This is a genomic window from Kitasatospora sp. NPDC096140 (genome assembly GCF_040303045.1).
GTDB lineage: Bacteria > Actinomycetota > Actinomycetes > Streptomycetales > Streptomycetaceae > Kitasatospora.
The window spans coordinates 83,549-102,815 of sequence record NZ_JBEOUW010000017.1; the positions used below are offsets into that span (position 1 = coordinate 83,549).

Annotated in this window: 19 protein-coding genes, 1 pseudogene and 3 riboswitches; of the genes and pseudogenes, 11 read left to right on the forward strand and 9 right to left on the reverse strand. The window is 73.9% G+C overall.

Annotation, left to right across the window (positions count from 1 at the left end):
* Window positions 1-190 precede the first annotated feature (190 nt).
* A riboswitch (cobalamin riboswitch) is annotated at window positions 191-267 on the forward strand.
* A gap of 212 nt (window positions 268-479) precedes the next feature.
* Window positions 480-1,844, forward strand: coding sequence for a prenyltransferase/squalene oxidase repeat-containing protein (locus tag ABT048_RS19585; RefSeq protein WP_350522744.1), 1,365 nt, complete (start codon window positions 480-482; stop codon window positions 1,842-1,844).
* 114 nt (window positions 1,845-1,958) lie between these two features.
* Window positions 1,959-2,285 carry a hypothetical protein gene (locus tag ABT048_RS19590; RefSeq protein WP_350522670.1) on the forward strand — a complete coding sequence of 109 codons (327 nt, stop codon included), beginning with the start codon at window positions 1,959-1,961 and terminating at the stop codon, window positions 2,283-2,285.
* Between the two features lie 65 nt (window positions 2,286-2,350).
* On the opposite strand, the gene ABT048_RS19595 is transcribed toward ABT048_RS19590, so the two are convergent.
* Together ABT048_RS19595 and ABT048_RS19600 are read right to left on the reverse strand one after the other, a co-directional pair.
* Window positions 2,351-2,839, reverse strand: a complete 489-nt coding sequence (locus ABT048_RS19595) for an SCO2322-related protein (protein WP_350522671.1) — start codon at window positions 2,837-2,839, stop codon at window positions 2,351-2,353.
* 29 nt (window positions 2,840-2,868) lie between these two features.
* The gene (locus tag ABT048_RS19600; protein ID WP_350522672.1) at window positions 2,869-3,942 is read right to left on the reverse strand and encodes a peptidase; all 1,074 of its coding nucleotides are present in this window, start codon (window positions 3,940-3,942) and stop codon (window positions 2,869-2,871) included.
* A gap of 100 nt (window positions 3,943-4,042) precedes the next feature.
* A riboswitch (cobalamin riboswitch) is annotated at window positions 4,043-4,192 on the reverse strand.
* A gap of 106 nt (window positions 4,193-4,298) precedes the next feature.
* Between ABT048_RS19600 and cobF the strand changes: the two genes are divergently transcribed.
* Window positions 4,299-5,057, forward strand: a complete 759-nt coding sequence (cobF, locus tag ABT048_RS19605) for a precorrin-6A synthase (deacetylating) (protein WP_350522673.1) — start codon at window positions 4,299-4,301, stop codon at window positions 5,055-5,057.
* An 82-nt stretch (window positions 5,058-5,139) separates the two neighbouring features.
* Here cobF and ABT048_RS19610 read toward each other — a convergent pair whose 3' ends face one another.
* The 5 genes from ABT048_RS19610 to ABT048_RS19630 are packed head-to-tail and all read right to left on the reverse strand — an operon-like array spanning window position 5,140 to window position 10,511.
* Window positions 5,140-5,913: an enoyl-CoA hydratase gene (locus tag ABT048_RS19610; RefSeq protein ID WP_350522674.1), complete on the reverse strand. Its 774-nt coding sequence runs from the start codon at window positions 5,911-5,913 to the stop codon at window positions 5,140-5,142.
* Entirely contained in the window at window positions 5,910-6,794 is an 885-nt protein-coding gene (gene mmsB / locus ABT048_RS19615; RefSeq protein WP_350522675.1) for a 3-hydroxyisobutyrate dehydrogenase, read from the reverse strand. The genes ABT048_RS19610 and mmsB overlap by 4 nt, the downstream gene beginning before the upstream one ends.
* A complete protein-coding gene (locus tag ABT048_RS19620; protein ID WP_350522676.1) occupies window positions 6,791-7,867 on the reverse strand; it encodes an enoyl-CoA hydratase/isomerase family protein in 1,077 nt (358 codons plus the stop codon). Before ABT048_RS19620 ends, mmsB begins: the two co-directional genes overlap by 4 nt.
* The gene (locus tag ABT048_RS19625; RefSeq protein WP_350522677.1) at window positions 7,867-9,015 is read right to left on the reverse strand and encodes an acyl-CoA dehydrogenase family protein; all 1,149 of its coding nucleotides are present in this window, start codon (window positions 9,013-9,015) and stop codon (window positions 7,867-7,869) included. Before ABT048_RS19625 ends, ABT048_RS19620 begins: the two co-directional genes overlap by 1 nt.
* On the reverse strand, window positions 9,012-10,511 hold the full coding sequence (locus ABT048_RS19630) for a CoA-acylating methylmalonate-semialdehyde dehydrogenase (RefSeq protein WP_350522678.1): 1,500 nt from the start codon (window positions 10,509-10,511) through the stop codon (window positions 9,012-9,014). The genes ABT048_RS19625 and ABT048_RS19630 overlap by 4 nt, the downstream gene beginning before the upstream one ends.
* 203 nt (window positions 10,512-10,714) lie before the next feature.
* Window positions 10,715-10,898: riboswitch (cobalamin riboswitch) on the reverse strand.
* A gap of 224 nt (window positions 10,899-11,122) precedes the next feature.
* On the opposite strand from ABT048_RS19630, the gene ABT048_RS19635 reads away from it, so the two are divergent.
* Entirely contained in the window at window positions 11,123-12,379 is a 1,257-nt protein-coding gene (locus tag ABT048_RS19635; RefSeq protein WP_350522745.1) for an arsenic transporter, read from the forward strand.
* 4 nt (window positions 12,380-12,383) lie between these two features.
* Window positions 12,384-12,872 carry a universal stress protein gene (locus ABT048_RS19640; protein ID WP_350522679.1) on the forward strand — a complete coding sequence of 163 codons (489 nt, stop codon included), beginning with the start codon at window positions 12,384-12,386 and terminating at the stop codon, window positions 12,870-12,872.
* A 113-nt stretch (window positions 12,873-12,985) separates the two neighbouring features.
* Here ABT048_RS19640 and ABT048_RS19645 read toward each other — a convergent pair whose 3' ends face one another.
* Window positions 12,986-13,153: a hypothetical protein gene (locus tag ABT048_RS19645; protein WP_350522680.1), complete on the reverse strand. Its 168-nt coding sequence runs from the start codon at window positions 13,151-13,153 to the stop codon at window positions 12,986-12,988.
* Window positions 13,154-13,324: 171 nt separating this feature from the next.
* On the opposite strand from ABT048_RS19645, the gene ABT048_RS19650 reads away from it, so the two are divergent.
* The 6 genes and pseudogenes from ABT048_RS19650 to ABT048_RS19675 all read left to right on the forward strand — a co-directional run.
* Entirely contained in the window at window positions 13,325-14,245 is a 921-nt protein-coding gene (locus ABT048_RS19650) for an NADP-dependent oxidoreductase (RefSeq protein ID WP_350522681.1), read from the forward strand.
* A gap of 252 nt (window positions 14,246-14,497) precedes the next feature.
* Window positions 14,498-14,650, forward strand: a complete 153-nt coding sequence (locus ABT048_RS19655) for a hypothetical protein (protein ID WP_350522682.1) — start codon at window positions 14,498-14,500, stop codon at window positions 14,648-14,650.
* Window positions 14,650-15,390, forward strand: coding sequence for a (Fe-S)-binding protein (locus ABT048_RS19660; protein ID WP_350522683.1), 741 nt, complete (start codon window positions 14,650-14,652; stop codon window positions 15,388-15,390). Before ABT048_RS19655 ends, ABT048_RS19660 begins: the two co-directional genes overlap by 1 nt.
* The gene (locus tag ABT048_RS19665; RefSeq protein WP_350522684.1) at window positions 15,387-16,868 is read left to right on the forward strand and encodes a LutB/LldF family L-lactate oxidation iron-sulfur protein; all 1,482 of its coding nucleotides are present in this window, start codon (window positions 15,387-15,389) and stop codon (window positions 16,866-16,868) included. The genes ABT048_RS19660 and ABT048_RS19665 overlap by 4 nt, the downstream gene beginning before the upstream one ends.
* Window positions 16,865-17,578 carry a LutC/YkgG family protein gene (locus tag ABT048_RS19670; RefSeq protein ID WP_350522685.1) on the forward strand — a complete coding sequence of 238 codons (714 nt, stop codon included), beginning with the start codon at window positions 16,865-16,867 and terminating at the stop codon, window positions 17,576-17,578. The genes ABT048_RS19665 and ABT048_RS19670 overlap by 4 nt, the downstream gene beginning before the upstream one ends.
* Window positions 17,575-17,871, forward strand: a pseudogene (locus ABT048_RS19675) (L-rhamnose mutarotase); the annotation flags it as partial. The gene ABT048_RS19670 and the pseudogene ABT048_RS19675, both read left to right, overlap by 4 nt.
* A gap of 294 nt (window positions 17,872-18,165) precedes the next feature.
* Here ABT048_RS19675 and ABT048_RS19680 read toward each other — a convergent pair.
* Window positions 18,166-18,657: a thioredoxin family protein gene (locus ABT048_RS19680; RefSeq protein WP_350522686.1), complete on the reverse strand. Its 492-nt coding sequence runs from the start codon at window positions 18,655-18,657 to the stop codon at window positions 18,166-18,168.
* Window positions 18,658-19,267 lie beyond the last annotated feature (610 nt).

Here is a 19,267-nt window from a genome sequence, read left to right on the forward strand (position 1 = left end):
CTCACCCACCACAAGGTGGGTCCACGGTTGCGGGTCAGCGCCGGAGTTGGACCGGCTTCCCCTGAATGCCGAGGGTGAAAATCGCTTCATCAGACCACGGCGTTCGATTCGGAGTCAACGGGTCGTCAGGTGGGTCACACCATCTCGTCAGCCGGTCCGCGCGTGCGGTAGCGTCCGCCGTGGCCGAGTGGGGGAACCCGGTGCGACTCCGGGGCTGACGCGCAGCGGTATGGGGTGGCGGTCGAACCGTCCCGAGCCCGAATGCCCGCCCGGCCGTGCACCACGGCGAATGCCGGCCCACGCGATCCGGGCGGCGCCCGCTCCGGCTGTCGCGCGCCCCCGAACGGACGCCGAGACTTCCGGGGCAGGGTCGGCGCCCGCCACCCCAAGGAGCCTGACCCGTGCCCCTCCCCACCCCGAAGCGGACCACCCCCAGCCGGACCACCCCGGCCCGCGCCGCCTCCGCGGCGACCGTCGCCCTGACCGCCGGAGCCCTGCTCCTCTCCGCCGTTCCCGCCCACGCGACGGCCAGCCCCACGCAGATAGCCACCTCCAAGAGCACCGGCGTCACGTACCTGAAGTCCCTCCAGGCCGCCGACGGCAGCTACGTCACCGGCGGAGGCCTCTCCAACGAGTGGGCCTTCAGCGCGCTGGCGGCCGCCGGCACCGCCGCCGCGGACGTGACCCCCGGCGGCGACCCGAGCAAGAACGCCCGTCTGGTGTACCGGAACCAGCTCGCCGTCGCCGGCTGGCCCGGCGGCTCGCCGGTGGTCACGGACTACGAGCGCGCCATCCTCAACTCCTACGCCGCCGGGATCGACCCCGCCCGCGTCGGCCCCGGCCGCAACCTGATCGCCGACGCGGTCGCCTACTGGCAGACCGCCGAGCCCGGCTACTACGGTCCGTCCGCCAACTTCAACGGCACCGTCTTCGGCCTGCTCGCCCTCGCGGGCGCCAAGACCCAGACCGGCACCCAGCGCGCCCCGCAGGCCCTGCTGAACGCCTCCGTCACCGCGGTGCGCGCCAACCAGCACAACGACGGCGGCTGGAACTACAGCAAGGCCGCGGGCGACCCGACCGCGCTCGCCCAGGGCAGCGACATCGACATGACCGGCGCCGCCATGGCCTCGCTGTGCGCGGCGGGCGTCCCCAACACCGACCCGGCGATCGTGGTCGCCAAGAACTTCCTCAAGGGCAAGCTGGCCTCCTCCGGGGCCTTCAACGCCATGTTCGGGGTGAACACCGACTCCAACGGCTGGGCCGTGTCCGGCCTCAACGCCTGCGGCATCAACCCGCAGGGCACCGACTTCACCAGCGGCACCGGCAAGACCCCGCTCGACTTCCTCATCGCCCAGCAGTTCAAGCCCGGCGGCGGCTTCAAGTACCTGCCCACCGACACATCCCCGTCCCCCTACGCCTCCGTCGACGGCCTGCGCGCCGTGGCCGGGGCCGGGTTCACCGCCACCCCGCCCGCCCCGGTCACCGCGGGCGAGCCCACCTGGACCGCCACCACCGGCTTCACGGCCGGCACCGCCGCCAGGCTCGCCCTGGTCGTCGACGACGGCACCGGGGCGCTCAAGGCCTGCACCGTCACGCTCACCCCGACCGGCAGCACCGCGACCCTCGGCGACGTCCTCGACGCGGCGGGCACCGCCACCCCGGCCGGCTGCGTCACCGCTGTCACGCCGTCCACCGGCGGCGGCACCGTCACGGCGATCAACGGCACCGCCAACAGCGGTTCGTCCACCTGGAAGGTCAGTCTGGACGGCGCCACCGCCACCGGTGCGACCCGCGCCACGGTGGTCCACCTCGGCGACACCGTCTCGCTGCGCTACGGCAGCTGACCGCACGACTCCGCAGGGGAGTCGAGCACGGATCATCCTCCCCTCGGCAGGGCAGAACCACGACGGCCCGACGGATCCCGCCGCCGGACCACGGAACAGGGGGAAGTGGTACCGATGGGTGTCTCCAGGTGGGTGGCAGGCGGCTACGTGGCCTCGGTCGGCGTACTGGCCGCCCTGGGCGGGCTGACGGGGAACGGGCGCTACTACCTCGCGTCGATCGTCCTCACCCTGCCCGTCGGGCTCGCCGCGTTCGCGGGCGTCTACCTCGCCCGGGGGCTGCTGACGGGCGTCGGTGAGCTGTTCACCACGACACGACTCCCGAACGGCGATGATCCCGGGTGGCTGACCACGGCGGGCATCGTGGCCAACACACTGCTGTTCACCGCTGCCGCCGTCATCACCGTGGTGCTGGCCGAGCGCTTCGTCCGCCGCCGGCGGTGAGCCCCGGGCACCCGGCGCCCCGGCTCCTCGTGGAAGGGGCTGGGGCACCGATGTGCCATGGGGTGTCAGGGCGCCGTGATGCCCGGCTGGGCGCCGGCGCCGAAGGACCAGCCCTCGACGTCGCCGGGCGCCGGGTTGTAGCTGCCCGCGCCGAGGTTGCTGTACGACCAGGGGCCGCCGTGCTGGGCGTGCCAGTACGACCAGTAGGCGCTGCCGGTGGGGTTGGTGCAGGTCGTCGGCAGGCTGTTGATCTTGCAGACGAAGCCGGGGAAGCGCGGGTGGAAGGCGTACGAGAACCCGGCGCCGGTCAGCGCGGCCAGGCCGCTGGCCGGGTCCCCGGGGGCGCAGCCGGTCTCGATGCCGCCGCCGACGGCGGTGAAGTCGACCACGACGGTGACGCCGGTGGTGCCGTCGCATGCCGCCGCGTGGGCCTGCGGGGCCTGGGCGGCGGAGGCGCCGAGCAGGCCGGCGGTGAGGGCCGCCGCGGCCGCGATCGACCCGAGCGTACGGCGGGCCGGGCGGGCCGGGCGGGCCGGGGTGAGGGTGTCGGTCATCGGTGAACTCCTCGCGGTTTCGGGCCTGTTCAGCGGGTGGCCGGGGCCGGGCAGGCCAGGGTGGGGGCGTCGGGGCGCGCGCCGGCGGCGGACAGGGTGGCCAGCGGCGCACCGCCCAGGCCGAGGACGGCCTGCGCGGTCGCCCGGGCGCCGTTGCCCGCGTTGAAGCCGGTCGCGTCGTAGGCGACCGCGCCGCGGACCGCCGGGTCGGCGGCGCAGCCCTGCTGGAGCTTGACCAGCCGGCTCCAGCCCTTGAGGCCGGCACCGAAGCGCCCGCCCGAGAGCAGGGCCTGGGTGGCCAGGCCGGTGGTGTTGGCGTTGGAGGCGGTCGCCCCGGCGGCCGCGAAGCCGCCATCGGCGTTCTGGTGGGTGGTGAGCCAGGTGAGGCCCGCGTTGGCCTTGGCGGTGCGGCCGGTGGCGGCGAGGGCCTGGGCGGCGAGGGCGGTGGCGTCCGGGTCGCCGGCGCAGGTGGCCTGGCCGAAGGCGACGGGGAAGCCGCCGTCCGCGCACTGGCTGTTCGCGAGGTAGTCCACGGCTGCCGCCGGGGCGCCGCCGGGGGTGCGGTGCAGGGCGATCAGGGCCAGTGACTGGCCGAAGGCGTTGCTGTAGTCGCCCCACTGGGAGCGGTCGGAGAAGCGTCCCTCGGCGGTCTGGAGGGAGCGCAGCCGGGCCGGCAGGTCGACGCCGCCGAAGTTCGCCGGGTTCGCGTCGCGGACCTCGGCGGCGAGCAGCAGCTTGGCGGTCGCGCCCGCGTACGCCTCGGTGGTGCCGTCACCGAGGTAGCCGGAGATGATCTCGGGCTTCGCCAGCCAGACGGTGGCGTTGGCGGCGGCCTCGTCGGAGCTGTGCGAGGCGGCGAAGGCCAGCACGGCGTCGATGGTCAGCCCCTGGTCGGGGTAGGCGGTGCCGTTGAAGACGGACTCGAAGTGGTCACCGCCGACGAGCTGGCGGGCCAGCCAGCCGGCCGCGGCGGCGTCGGGACGGACGGTCCTGGACGAAGACGAGGTCGTGTCGGCGTGGGCGGCGGTGGCGGCGGGGAGCGCGGTGGCGAGGGCCAGGGCGGGTATCGCGAGCAGACCGAGGGTACGGCGGAGCGTGGGCATGGGTGCCTTTCCGGGCCTGGACGCAGGGGCCCGGAGGGCGTCGGCGCCGTGCCGGAGCAACCCTCGGAGCTCCGGCCCGCAGACCACGACGGGAGGAGGGGACGACACACCTCCGCCGACGGGTACTCGGGCTCGCCGCCGACGTGGCGTCGGCGGCCTACCGTTGCGGGCCAGCGCCGGATTCGAACCGGACTTCCCCCGTGGGCGGAGTCACTACGTGACGGCTCATCATGGCGAAACGGAAAAGATCGGGTCAAGGGATCGTGCGTCACATCACGGTGACCACGGCGTAGTTCGCCGACTCGCCCCCGCCGGCCGGACGAGATCGCAGCGGTTCGGACGGCAGAATGCCTCCCATGCGGCACATCTTCGTCATCGGTATCGGCGCGGGCGACCCCGACCACCTCACCCTGCAGGCGGTCAGGGCGCTGGCCCGCACGGACGTCTTCTTCATCCTCGACAAGAGCGAGGAACGGCAGGACCTGATCCGGCTGCGTCGCCGGATCCTCGCCGAGCACGGCCGCGCCGGGCACCGCGTGGTCGAGGCGCCGGACGCGGAACGGGACCGCGGCACCCCCGCGTACGCGGCCGCCGTCGACGACTGGCGCGTCCGCCGCGCCGACCTGGTCGAACGGCTCCTCGCCGAGCACCTCGGCGAGGACGAGACCGGCGCCTTCCTGGTCTGGGGCGACCCGAGCCTGTACGACAGCGTCATCGCCGTCGTGGACGACGTCCTGGCCCGCGGCACCGTCGGGTTCGACTTCGAGGTGGTCCCGGGCATCAGCAGCGTCTCGGCGCTCGCCGCCCGCCACCGCACCACACTGACCCGGGTCGGCCGCCCGGTGCAGATCACCACCGGCCGCCGTCTGGCCGAGGGTTTCCCCGAGGGCGTGGACGACGTGGTGGTGATGCTCGACGGCCGGGCCGCCTTCGCCGGGATCGACCCCGAGGGGTTGGAGATCCGGTACGGCGCCTACCTCGGCACCCCCGACGAGATCCTCGTCGCCGGCCCGCTCGCCGAGGCCGCCCCGAGGATCCGCGAGCTGCGCGAGCAGGCCCGCGAGCGCAAGGGCTGGATCATGGACACCTACCTGCTCCGGCGGGCCGGGAGCTGACCGGCGGTGCGCCGCCCCGTGGAGGGGGCGGCGCACCGGGCCGGCCCGTCAGCGGTTGCCGAACGTCAGCGGTTGCCGAACGTCAGCGGTTGCCGAACGTCGGCGGGCGCTTCTCGGCGAAGGCTGCCATGCCCTCCTTCTGGTCCGCCGTGGCGAAGGTGGCGTGGAAGAGCCGGCGCTCGAAGCGGACGCCCTCGGCGAGGGTGGTCTCGTACGAGCGGTTGACGCTCTCCTTGAGCATGACCGCCGCCGGAGCGGACATCGCCGCGATGGTCTCGGCGGTGGCCAGGGCCTCCGTCTGCAGCTGGTCGGCGGGGACGATCCGGGAGACCAGGCCGGCCCGTTCGGCCTCCTCGGCGCCCATCATCCGGCCGGTCAGGCACAGCTCCATCGCCTTGGCCTTGCCGACCGCCCGGGTGAGCCGCTGCGAGCCGCCGATGCCGGGGATCACACCGAGCTTGATCTCCGGCTGCCCGAACTTGGCGGTGTCCGCGGCCAGCAGGACGTCGCACATCATCGCCAGCTCGCAGCCGCCGCCCAGCGCGTACCCGGCCACCGCCGCGACGACCGGCTTGCGCAGCGCGGCGAAGCGGTCCCAGGCGGCGAACCAGTCGCCGAGGTAGGCGTCGACGAACTCCAGGGACTGCATCTCCTTGATGTCGGCGCCGGCCGCGAAGGCCTTCTCCGAGCCGGTGACCACCAGACAGCCGATCTCCCTGTCCCGGTCGAACTCCGTGGCCGCGGCGACGACTTCGGTCATCAGCTGGGTGTTGAGCGCGTTGAGCGCCTTCGGGCGGTCGAGCGTGATCAGCCCCACCCGGCCCTTGCGCTCGACCAGGATCGTCTCGAACGTCATGCGGTGTCCTTCCGGAGGGTGGTGATGATGGCGGAGAAGTCCAGCCCGGCGCCCGCCCCTTCGGCGAACGCGGCGTACACCTCCGATGCCCTGCCGCCCAGTTCGGCCGGTACGTCGCAGGCGGCGGCCGCGGCGGCCGCGAGTCCGAGGTCCTTGGCCATCAGGGCGGCGGCGAATCCGCCGGCGTAGTCGCGGTTGGCGGGGCTGCCCGGGACCGGGCCGGGGACGGGACAGTTGGAGGTGAGCGCCCAGCACTGCCCAGAGGCGGTGGAGGCCACCTCGAACAGGGCCTGATGGCTGAGCCCGAGGCTCTCCCCGAGTACGAAGGCCTCGCTGACCGCGATCATCGAGACGCCGAGGATCATGTTGTTGCAGATCTTCGCGGCCTGCCCGGCACCGGAGGGGCCGCAGTGCACGACCCTGCGGCCCATCGCGGCCAGCAGCGGCTCCGCCTCGGCGAAGTCGACGTCCTCCGCGCCGACCATGAAGGTGAGGCTCGCGGCCTCGGCACCGGGCACACCGCCGGACACGGGCGCGTCGACGGCCCGGTGGCCGGCCGTGCGGGCAAGGTCGGCGGCGACCCGGGCGTCCCCGACGGCGATGGTGGAGCAGTCGATGAACAGCGCACCCGAGGCCGCCTCGGTCAACTCGCCGTAGGAGTCGAGGACATGGCGTCCGGTCGGCAGCATGGTCAGCACCACGTCGGCCTCGCCGACCGCCTCGGCGGCGGAGACCGCGATCATCACTCCCTGCGCCGCGGCCAGGTCCCGGGCCTCGGCCGAGAGGTCATAGCCGATCACCCGGTGCCCGGCCTTGACGAGGTTGGCGGCCATCGGGCCGCCCATGTTGCCCAGTCCGATGAATCCGATGCTGTGGGTCACCAGCGCTCCAGGGATGTGGTGGTGGCGGCGAGGCCGAGTTCGCCATCGCCGCGCGGGGCGAAGTAGCGGGCCACGGCAGCGGGTTCGACGGCGCCCAGGGTGGCCGGGCTCCACCGCGGCGAGCGGTCCTTGTCGATCACCTGCGCCCGGATCCCCTCGGCGAGGTCCGGCGTGGCGAGCGCCGCACACGAGGTGCGGTACTCCTGGTCGAGCACCGCCTCCAGCGGGCCGAGGGCCCGGGCCCGGCGCAGGGCCGCCAGCGTCGCCTTCACCGCGGTCGGGGAGTTGGCGGTGATCCGGTCGACGGCCTTCTTCGCCTCGGGTTCACCGCTGTCCCGCAGCCGGTCGAGGATCTCCTCGACGGTACCGGCCGCGTAGCAGGCGTCGATCCAGGCGCGCTGCCCCTCCAGCGCACCGGTCGGCGCGGGTTCGACGTGCCGCTCCAGGGCGTCGTGCACGGGCAGCCCGGCAAGGTCGTCGAGCAGCGCCGGCACCCGCTCGGAGGGCAGGAAGTGGTCGGCGAGCCCGCAGAGCAGCGCGTCCGCCGCTCCCACCGATCCGGCGGTGAGGGCGAGGTGGGTGCCCAGCTCGCCGGGCGCCAGGGCGAGCAGGTAGGTGCCGCCCACGTCAGGGACGAAGCCGATGCCGGCCTCGGGCATGGCGATGCGGGTGGTCTCCGTGACGATCCGCACGCTGCCGTGGGCGGAGACGCCGACGCCGCCACCCATGACGATGCCGTCCATCACGGCCACGTAGGGCTTGGAGTAGCGGGCGATCCGGGCGTTGAGGCGGTACTCGTCGCGCCAGAACTCCTCGACCGCGCCCGGGTCCCCGCCGGTGGCGGCGCGGTGGATGGCGACGATGTCGCCGCCGGCGCAGAACGCGCGGTCCCCGGCCCCCGTGATGACGACGGACTCGACCCGGTCGTCCTGCTCCCAGGTGTCCAGGGCCTCCGCGATGCGCAGCACCATGGTGTGGGTGAGGGCGTTCAGGGCCGCCGGCCGGTTGAGGACGATGAGTCCGGTCCGGCCCTCGCGCTGGAGGACGACCTCGTCGAGGTCGTGACCGGCCATCACGCGGCTCCGGTCAGGCCGCGGGCGACGATGACGCGCATGATCTCGTTGGTTCCTTCCAGGATCTGGTGCACCCGCAGGTCGCGGACGATCTTCTCGATGCCGTACTCGGCCAGGTAGCCGTAGCCGCCGTGCAGCTGGAGGGCCTGGTTGGCGACGTCGAAGCCGGTGTCGGTGGCGTAGCGCTTGGCCATCGCGCACAGCTGCGGCGCCCGGGGATCGCCCCGGTCCAGCGCGCCGGCCGCCCGCCACACCAGTGCCCGGGCCGCCTCCAACTCCGTTGCCATGTCGGCCAGTCGGAACTGCAGGGCCTGGGCGTGCAGCAGCCGGGCGCCGAACGCCGCACGGTCCGCCAGGTAGCGGGTGGCGCGCTCCAGCGCCTCCTGCGCGCCGCCGAGCGAGCAGGCCGCGATGCCGAGCCGGCCGCCGTTCAGCCCGCTCATGGCGATCCGGAAGCCCTCGCCCTCGGCGCCGAGCAGACGGTCGGCGGGCAGCCGGACACCGTCCAGCACGACCTGCCGGGTGGGCTGGGCGTTCCAGCCCATCTTCCGCTCGTTCGGCCCGAACGAGACGCCGGGGTCGTCCCGCTCGACGACGAACGCGGAGACCCCGTCGGCTCCCGGTCCACCGGTGCGGGCCATCACCACGTAGATCCGGGAGTCGCCCGCCCCGGAGATGAACTGCTTGACGCCGTCCAGCACCCAGTGGTCGCAGTCCCGGACGGCCCGGGTGGCGATCGCCGCCGCGTCGGAGCCGGCGCCGGGCTCGGTCAGGCAGTAGCTGCCCAGGTGCTCGGCCGTGCAGAGGCCGGGCAGCCAGCGGGAGCGCTGCGCGGTGCTGCCGTAGCGGTCGATCATCCAGCCGACCATGTTGTGGATGGACAGGTAGCCGGCGATCGACGGGCAGCCGGTCGCCAGCGCCTCGAAGGCCACCACCCCCTCCAGGCGGGAGAGTTCGGAACCGCCGGCGTCCTCGCGCACGTAGACGCCGGCCAGACCGACGTCCGCCGCCTTGCGCAGCACGTCCACGGGGAAGTGCTTGGCCTGGTCCCACTCGACGGCGTTCGGTGCCAGGTACTCGTCGGCGAAGGCCCGGGTCGTCTCCGCGATGGCGCGCTGGTCCTCGGTGAGATCGTGCACGGCGCTCATCCCATCGTCGGCATGGTGAAGCTCGCGCCCTCCTTGACCCCGGAGGGCCAGCGCGAGGTGACGGTGCGGGTGCGGGTGTAGAAGCGGATCGAGTCCGGGCCGTGCTGGTTGAGGTCGCCGAAGCCGGAGCGCTTCCAGCCGCCGAAGGTGTGGTAGGCGATCGGCACCGGGATGGGCACGTTGACGCCGACCATGCCGGTGTTCACCCGGCGGGCGAAGTCCCGCGCCGTGTCGCCGTCCCGGGTGTAGATGGCCACGCCGTTGCCGAACTCGTGCTCGCTGGGCAGCCGCAGCGCCTCCTCGTAGTCGGCGGCGCGGACGACGGTGAGCACCGGGCCGAAGATCTCCTCGCGGTGGATCCGCATCTCCGGGGTGACCCGGTCGAACAGCGAGGCGCCGAGGAAGTAGCCGTCCTCGTGCCCCTCCAGGCGGAAGTCCCGTCCGTCGACGACGAGTTCGGCGCCCTCCTCGACCCCGAGGTCCAGGTAGCCGCGGACCCGCTCCAGGGCGTCGCGGCCCACCAGCGGGCCGAAGTCCGCCGCCGGGTCGTCCGAGCGGCCGACCTTGAGCGCGGCGATCCGCTCGACCAGCTTCGCCACCAGGGCGTCCGCGGTCTCCTCGCCGACCGGGACGGCGACGGAGATGGCCATGCAGCGCTCGCCGGCCGAGCCGTAGCCGGCGCCGATCAGCGCGTCGGCGGCCTGGTCGAGGTCCGCGTCGGGCATCACGATCATGTGGTTCTTGGCGCCGCCGAAGCACTGCGCGCGCTTGCCGTGCGCAGCCGCGGTCGCGTAGACGTACTGGGCGATCGGGGTCGAGCCGACGAAGCCCAGTGCCTCGACCCGCGGGTCCTCCAGCAGGGTGTCCACGGCCTCCTTGCCGCCGTTGACCACGTTGAACACGCCCGGCGGCAGCCCGGCCTCCAGGAACAGCTCGGCCAGCCGCAGCGGCACCGACGGGTCGCGCTCGGAGGGCTTGAGGACGAAGGCGTTGCCGCAGGCCAGTGCGGGCGCGGCCTTCCACAGCGGGATCATCGCGGGGAAGTTGAACGGCGTGATGCCCGCGACGACGCCGAGCGGCTGGCGCATCGAGTAGACGTCGATGCCGGTGCCGGCGTTGTCGCTGAACTCGCCCTTCAGCAGGTGCGGGATCCCGGCGGCGAACTCCACGACCTCCAGGCCGCGTTGGAGGTCGCCGTGGGCGTCGGCGACGGTCTTGCCGTGCTCGGCGGACAGCAGCCGGGCCAGCTCCTCCTTCTCCTGCTCGACGAGCTGCAGGAAGCGCAGCAGGACGCGGGCCCGGCGCTGCGGGTTCCAGGCCGCCCACGCGGGCTGGGCCTGCGCGGCGTCGGCGATCACCGCCTCGACCTCGGCGCGGTCGGCGAGCGGCACCCGGGCCTGCACCCGGCCGGTGTTGGGGTCGTACACGTCGCCGAAGCGACCGGACGTCCCGGGTGTGCGCTTCCCGGCGATGAAGTGGGTCAGTTCACGGACCATCGGTTCCTTCTCTCAACGGGTCGGGAGAGGAGGAATGGAGGCCGCCGCCGGACGGCGGGGCGCACGGTCGTGCGCCGCCCCGGCATGCGGTGGTTGACGGACCGTCAGGGCAGGTGGGCCCCGACAGCCATCGGCACGGGACCACCAGGAGCAGCGGAACGGGAGCAGCCCGGAGTCATGCGTGTCGTCTCCATCCTCGTGGAAAACACGGATCACCCGCGGCCGGTATCCTGACTCCCGGATCACCGCACGCCCTCAGGCCTTCCCGGCTGGCTGCCAGTGGCCGTCTCCTGCGAGGACGGACTCCCCGGTCACAGTGGCGGGACCGTGCCGGACTCACACCGGCTTCCCTGACACCGCGGACCTGCCGTCGACCATATAGTTGGACGTCCTAGTAAGTCCAGAGGTCCGGGTGCGCGCCGCGCCATCGGAATCCCACGCACCGGGCGCCGGGCCGATGGCGCGATCGGCCCGCCCGCCACCGGGCGAGGCGCGCACCGAGCCCCCGCGCCGACACCGGCGGTGCGGCGGCCAGCCGGTACATTCCTACCGGCTCACCTGCGTGTTTCCGGATCGGTGGGTGGTCACCGTCACCTGCGAGGAGCAAGACCCTGAGTACGTCATCCGCGGAAGCGCTGTCCGTCGGCCTGCTGGTGCTGGTACTCGTCTGCGCGGTGGTACGGCCGTGGGGCTGGCCGGAGGCGGTGGTCGCGGTCCCGGCGGCCGGGCTGGCGATCGCCACGGGCGCGATCTCCTGGGACCACGCGGTGGCTGAGGCGCAGCGGCTCGGGCCGGTGATCGGGTTCCTGGCGGCCGTGCTGGTGCTGGCTCAACTGTGCGACGACGAGGGCCTGTTCCGTGCCTGCGGGGCGTGGATGGCCCGGACGTCGGCCGGGAGTCCGCGGCGGCTGCTGGTGCAGGTGTTCGTGGTCGCCTCGGTGGTCACGGCGGTGCTCAGCCTGGACGCCACCGTGGTGCTGCTGACGCCGGTGGTGTTCGTCACCGCGGCCCGGCTCGGCGCGCGCCCCAAACCGCACCTGTACGCCTGCACCCACCTGTCGAACACCGCCTCGCTGCTGCTGCCGGTCTCCAACCTCACCAACCTGCTGGCCTTCGCCGCCAGCGGGCTGAGCTTCACCCGGTTCGCCGCACTGATGGCGCTGCCGTGGCTGGCGGCCATCGCCGTCGAGTACGTGGTGCTGCGCCGGTTCTTCGCCGCCGATCTGGACGCGGGCGCCCCGGCCGCGGGCGAGGCGGAGGCGTCGGAGATGCCGCTGTTCGCGCTGGTCACCGTCGCCTGCACGCTCGCCGGATTCGTCCTGACCTCGATCGTCGGCGTCGATCCGGCCTGGACGGCGCTGGCCGGCGCGCTGGTGCTCGCCGTCCGGGCCCTGGTCCGGCGGCGCTCCACCCCGGTGGCGATCGTGCGCTCGGCCGCCGTACCGTTCCTGGCCTTCGTCCTGGCGCTCGGCATCGTGGTCCGGGCCGTGGTCGACAACGGGCTGGCCTCCGCGCTCGGGCACCTCGTGCCCCACGGCACCTCGCTGCCCGCGCTGCTGGGCACCGCGGCGCTGGCCGCGGTGCTCGCGAACGTCATCAACAACCTGCCCGCCACCCTCGTCCTGCTCCCGCTGGCCGTGCCGTCCGGCGCCGGGGCGGTGCTGGCGGTGCTGCTCGGGGTCAACATCGGCCCCAACCTCACCTACGCCGGCTCGCTGGCCACGCTGCTGTGGCGGCGCATCGTGCGCGAGCACGAAACCGAGGTCGGCCTGGGCGAGTTCACCCGGCTCGGACTGCTCGTCGTGCCCGCTGCCCTGGTGACGGCCGTGGTGGCACTGTGGGGGTCCCTGCACATCATCGGAGGCTGACCGCGTGACCGTCGTCGTCTGGATCACCGAAGGCACCTGGCCCGCCTGCGTGGACGCCGCCCGCGCCCACGCACCCCGGGAGGCGGAGATCGTCCTGCTCCACGTCAGCGGCCAGGAGGTCCCCGGCGTCGCGCACGGCGCGTTCGCCGGGCTGCTCGGTCGCGGCCACCGCGAGCGCGACCCCGGCACCCGGGTGGAGACCCTGGCGGCGGCCTCCGCCCGGGAACTCCTCGACGCCGCCGCCGAGCGGCTCGGACGGCCCTGCGCCCGGGTGGAGCGGACCGGACGGGTCGAGCGCGAGGTCGTCGCGGCCACCGAGGGCGCGGCGTTGCTCGTCCTCGCCCGCGACGGCGACCGCACCCGCCTCGGACCGCACAGCCTCGACCCCGCGACCCGTTTCGTCGTCGACCACGCGCCCTGCCCGGTGCTGCTGGTCTGGCCGGAACCGGCGCCCGGCACCGCCACGATCCCTCCCCCGCCCGACGGACGGTAGCGGTCCGGGCCGGGACGCCCGGGCCGTGCGACGCCTGGGCCGTACGACGCCTGGGCCGTGACTCCGGGTCAGCGCGTCCGGACGGACCAGTGCCCGACCGCCCGGTGTCCCCGTCAGTGCCCGACGGCCGGTCCGGGGCGGGAGAGCCGGTAGACCCCGCCCGCCGTGAGGCGGACCCGGAAGCGCCGCTCGTCGCCGGGGACGGCGGCGGCCACGACCGCCCGGCCGTCCCCGCCGGTCAGGACGGGGTTGCCCGCGGGCTCGGGCAGGCGCAGCTCCACGGTGGTGTCCCGGGCGGCCCGGAGGCCCCGGACCGTTCGTCACCGCCCGGTTCGCTCCGACGGGTGGGCGAGGGTGCCGGGCGTCCGCCCGCGGCATAGCGTGGCCGACGGTGCCCGCCCACCCGGTGGCGGTGGGCCCCGGGCCGGCATCGCCACCCTGGAGGCCAGTTCATGCGAGCGGTGACCTACGACGCGTACGCCAAGGACAACTCCCGCCTGCGGTACGGCGAGCTGCCCGACCCCAAGGTGGGCCCCGGCCAGGTGCTGATCGAGGTCCGGGCGGCCTCCGTCAACCCGGTCGACTGGAAGGTCATGGCGGGTGGTCTGGACGGCATGATGGACACGGTGTTCCCGGTCGTCCCCGGCTGGGACGTGGCCGGTGTGGTCACCCGCACCGGCCCCGACACCCCCGAATTCGCGCCCGGGGACGAGGTGATGGCCTACGCCCGCAAGGACGTGGTGCAGGCCGGCACCTTCGCCGAGTACGTCGCGGTCGCCGCGCCGTCCGTGGCGCGCAAGCCCGCCGCGCTCGACTGGGCGCAGGCGGCCGGGCTGCCGCTGGCCGGCCTGACCGCGTTGCGCTGCCTGGACCGGCTCGGGGTCGGCCACGGCGACGTGCTGCTGGTCCACGGCGCCGCCGGCGGAGTCGGCAGCCTCGCCGTCCAGCTCGGCCGCGACCGCGGGGCCCGGGTGATCGGCACCGCCTCGGAGCGCAATCACGCCTTCGTCCGCGAGCGGGGCGCCGAACCGGTGGCCTACGGGGAGGGGCTGGCCGAGCGCGTGCGCGCGCTCGCGCCCGGCGGCGTGTCGGCCGTGGCCGACCTCGTCGGCGGCCAGCTGGAGACGACGAGGGCCGTGCTCACCGACGACGGGAGGCACGTCTCCGTCGCCGATCCGACCGTGGAGCAGCACGGCGGCCACTGGATCTGGGTCCGCCCGGACGGCGCGAAGCTCGCCGAGCTGGCGGCGGCGGTCGACCGCGGAGCCCTGACGGTGGAGGTCGCCCGGACCTTCCCTCTGGAACTGACGGGCGCGGCCTTCGACGCCAGCCGTACCGGCCACACCCGCGGGAAGCTCGTCATCGTGCCGTGACGCTCCGCCCGGGTGCTGGGAGCACGCGGGCGGGGGCCACCCCTACGCTGGGACGCAGCGGCCGGAATCCCGTTCCGGCGTGCACCGCTACCCGGACGGAGGTCTGGCTCGTGGATTCGGCTGGTATGCGGGACGCGCCCACGGCTGGGGTCGTGGTGGATCCGGACGGCGTGGCGAGCGGCTGGAGCGAGGGCGGGCTCTCCTGCTCGGCGCCGCGGCGCTGCGCTGCGCTTCCCGTTCGGGCACCCCGCCGTGGTCAGCGTGCTGGTCGGCACCCGCAACGCCGGCGAGGCCCGGGACGCCGCCGCGATGCTCCGGCACCCGGTCCCCGACGAGCTGTGGGTGGAACTGAAGGACCGCGATCTGCTCCCACCGGACGTCCCGACCCCGCAGGAGGCACCCTGATGCGCGTCGCGCTGTTCATCACCTGCTTAAACGACACCCTGTTCCCCGGCACCGGCCGGGCCGTGGTGAGCGTCCTCGAACGGCTCGGCCACACCGTGGAGTTCCCGCAGGACCAGACCTGCTGCGGGCAGATGCACGTCAACACCGGCTACCGCACGGACGCCGTCCCGCTGATCGCCCGGTTCGCGCGCGCCTTCGGCGAGTACGACGCGGTCGTCACGCCGTCCGCGTCCTGTGCCGGGCTGGTCCGGGAGCACCACCCCGCCCTCGCCGAGGAGTACAGCCCCCCGGAGCTGCGTCGACAGGTCGCCGAACTGGCGCCCCGGGTGCACGAGTTCACCGAGTTCCTGACCGACGTCCTCGGCGTCACAGACGTCGGTGCGCGCTTCCCGCACCGGGTCACCTACCATCCGACCTGCCACTCGCTGCGCGGGCTGCGCCTCGGCGACCGGCCGCAGCGGCTGCTGCGCGCGGTCGAGGACCTCGACCTGGTCGAACTCCCGGCCGCCGACTCGTGCTGCGGCTTCGGCGGCACCTTCGCCGTCAAGAACGCCGCGACCTCGGGCGCGATGCTCCTCGACAAGGTCGACGCCGTCCTGGAGACCGGGGCCGACGTCCTGTGCACGGTCGACAACTCCTGCCTGATGCACATCGGTGGCGGCCTGTCCCGGCAGGCCGCCCCGGTGCGGACCATGCACCTGGCCGAGATCCTGGCCACGACCGAAGGAGGACGGCCATGACCGGAAAGGTGCCCGGGACCACCCCGGTTGACCGCGGCGTGGTGTGGCTGGGCTCGCCGTCCTTCCCGGACGCCGCCCGGGAAGCCCTCGGGGACACCCGGCTGCGGGCCAACCTGAAGCGGGCGACGACCGTCATCCGCGACAAGCGCCTCGCCGCGGCCTCCGAGCTGGACGACTGGGAGGAGCTGCGCGCCGCCGCCGACGCCGTCAAGACCCGGACCCTGCGCCACCTCGACCACCACCTGCTGCGGCTGGAGGAGACGGTCACCGCGGCCGGCGGAACGGTGCACTGGGCCGCCGACGCCGCCGAAGCCAACCGGATCGTCACCGATCTCGTGCGAGCGACCGGCGAGCGCGAGGTGGTCAAGGTCAAGTCGATGGCCACCCAGGAGATCGGCCTCAACGAGCACCTGGCCGAAGCCGGCATCACCGCGTACGAGACCGACCTCGCCGAACTGATCGTCCAGCTCGGCGACGACCGGCCCTCGCACATCCTCGTGCCTGCGATCCACCGCAACCGCACCGAGATCCGCGACCTGTTCGCCGCCGAGATGGGCCACTGGGGCCGCCCCGCACCCGACGGCCTCAGCGACGACCCCGAGGCACTGGCCGAGGCGGCCCGGCTGCACCTGCGGGAGAAGTTCCTCACCGCCAAGGTGGCCGTGTCCGGTGCCAACTTCGCCGTCGCCGACACCGGCACCGTCATGGTCGTCGAGTCCGAAGGCAACGGGAGGATGTGCCTGACCCTCCCGCAGACCCTGATCACCGTCATGGGCATCGAGAAGGTCCTCCCCGCCTGGGCCGACCTGGAGGTGTTCCTCCAACTGCTCCCCCGCTCCTCCACCGGCGAACGGATGAACCCCTACACCTCCGCCTGGACCGGGGTGACCGAGGGCGACGGGCCGCAGGACTTCCACCTCGTGCTGCTCGACAACGGCCGCACCGACACCCTCGCCGACACCGTCGGCCGCCAGGCCCTCGCCTGCATCCGCTGCTCCGCCTGCCTCAACGTCTGCCCGGTGTACGAGCGCACCGGCGGGCACGCCTACGGCTCGGTCTACCCCGGGCCGATCGGCGCCGTCCTCACCCCGCAGCTCGTCGGCGTCGGCAGTGACAAGAACAGCAGCGCAGCGTCGCTGCCCTTCGCCTCCACGCTCTGCGGGGCCTGCTACGACGCCTGCCCCGTGAAGATCGACATCCCGAAGCTGCTGGTCCACCTGCGGGCCGAGGTGGTCGAGGCCGGGGGACGATCGGCGGAGTCCCTGGCGATGAAGGCCGCCGCCACCGTCCTCGACTCCCCCGCGCTGTTCACCGCCGCCCAGAAGGCGGCCTCGCTCGGCGGCCGGGCCCTCGCCCGGGGCGGGTGGATCGGCCGGCTGCCCGGCCCGCTGCACGGCTGGTCCGACACCCGCGACACCCCCGCACCGCCCGCCGAGTCCTTCCGCACCTGGTGGCGCAGGAACAGGGAGAGCGAATGACCAGCCGCGAGACCGTCCTCGCCCGCATCCGGGCCGCCCTCGCCGACGTCCCCGCCGACGAGGGCCCGGACGACCTGCCCGTACCCCGCTCCTACCGGCGCGGCCACACCGCCCCCGGGCAGGACCTGGTGGCCCTGTTCGCCGAACGCGTCGCCGACTACCGCGCCACGGTCACCCGGACCCGACCGGCCGGACTGCCCGGGGCGATCGCCGCCGCCCTCACCGCGCGCGGTGCCGGGCGGCTGGCGGTGCCCGCCGGCTTCCCGGACGACGCCCTGCCGTCCGGGGAATGGGAGTGGCACCGGGAGCCCCTGGACGTCTCCGCCCTGGACGCCCTCGACGGCGCCGTCACGCTCGCGGCCGTCGGCATCGCCGTCACCGGCACCATCGCCCTGGACACCGGGCCGGGCCAGGGCAGGCGCGCGCTCACCCTCGTCCCGGACTACCACCTGTGCGTCGTCCGCGCCGAGCAGATCGTCGACGACGTCCCCGCGGCGCTCGCGCGCCTCGACCCGCGGCGGCCGATGACCTTCGTCTCCGGCCCGTCGGCGACCAGCGACATCGAACTCGACCGGGTCGAGGGCGTCCACGGGCCCCGGACCCTGCACGTCATCGTCGTCGACACCACCGACACCACCATCCACACGACCGTCGGCACCACCGGCGCCACCGTCGGCACCACCGATCCCGAGCCCGCGGAGCAGCCATGAGGACCGCCCTGCACACCCGCGTCCGTGCGGACCGGATCGAGGAGTACGAGGCCGCGCACCGCGAGGTTCCCGCCGAACTCACCGACGCCATCAGGGCGGCCGGCGTGAGCTCCGGGACCATCTGGCGCAGCGGATCCGAGCTGTTCCACCTCCTGGAGTGCGAGGACTACGGCCGGCTGCTCGCCGAGCTGGAGGACCTGCCGGTCAACATCGCCTGGCAGGCGCGGATGGCCGAACTCCTCGATGTCGTCCACGACTACTCGGCGGCCGGTGCCGCGGCCGGACTCCCCGTGGACGGGCTCGATGCCCAGCAGGACGACCGTCCTCGCCGGCAGCAGGACCGACACAACCTCTGGACGCCGCGCGACGCGGCCGAAGACCACGGCGCACACGGTCGCTTCGACGCCGAGGCCCGCGAGCACAGCGCCCAGCTGTGGGCCTCCCAGCACCGCGGACTGGTCGCGGCCGGCCTGCTGGGCGGTGCGGCGGCGGCCGGTGCCGGCGCCCTCGCCCGGAGCCTGCGGTTAAGGCCCGGGGAAAGCCGTCACCACGACGTCACTCGTCAATCCCCGGTGACCTTGCGACGATCAGTCCCCGGTGACCTTCCGAAGGATTCGGAGCATGGCCCGCAGAGCGCCCTGGTTCGGACCGATGACGGAATCCCGGCTGTGCTCGCCCTTGAAGATCACGAACGTGGGCAGGGTACGGACTCCGTACCGTTCGCCGATCTCGGGGAGAGCGGCGATGTCGACCGCGACGAATTCGACCGATGGATTCTCCTCGCTCTGCCTTTCGAAGAGGGGCGCCATTTCGCATGACGCGCCACTCCCGGCAGCCGTGAAGTGGACCACGAGGAAGGACCCCGAGGCCAGGAGTTCATCGAATTCGGCAACTCCTTCGATCCGCTTGACCATGCCGCCTCCCTCGGCGGTCGCCGAGGCCGAGCAGGCCCCCACGTGGCCCCGCCCGGCGGACGGGTGGCAGCCCTCCGACAGCAGGGGCCGCCGACCCCAGTACCGACGGTACATCGGCTGCCCCCTGCCTCGGAGGCCGCAACGAGCGTCCCCGCCCCGTGGCATGGTCGACCCGCCGCAGCAGCGCCTACACCGATGTCGCCCTCGACCTGGCCGTGCCCGCCCCCGCCGGAACACTGGTCTTCACCCGTTTCCTCGCCGGAGAGACGAGTTGATGGACCGTCACACCGTCGCCCTGGCCCTGCTCTGGGCGGGCACTGCGGCCCTGCTGCTCGCCGGACTCGCCCTCGTGCTGCTGCCCGGTCCGTACCGGCGCCTCCACGCCCTCTCCCCCGCCGCCGCCCTCTCCCCCGCCGCCGCGCTCGCCGCCGCCCTGATCGCCGCCGCGACCGAGCTTCCCGGCTTCGGCGGCCTCCGACACCCCTACGGCGAAAGGTCGATGTCCGCCGCAAGGCCGTCACCGAGGACGCCGTCGGACACGAACTGGCGTGGCTGCCCGCGGTGTTCGTCCGGGGCGTCCGCGCTCGCCGGTGGCGCAGGTGCTGCGCGCGGCCCTGCGCGTGTTCGCCGGAGCCGGGCTCCCGCCCCGCGAGCACCCGGAGGCCGCCGCCACCAGCGGCGAGGTCGAGGAGCCCGACGTCCCGGGCGGCCCGGCACGACGCCCGGCACGGCGCCCGGCACGGTTCGCCGTGGGACCGGGGCGCCTTGCAGATGT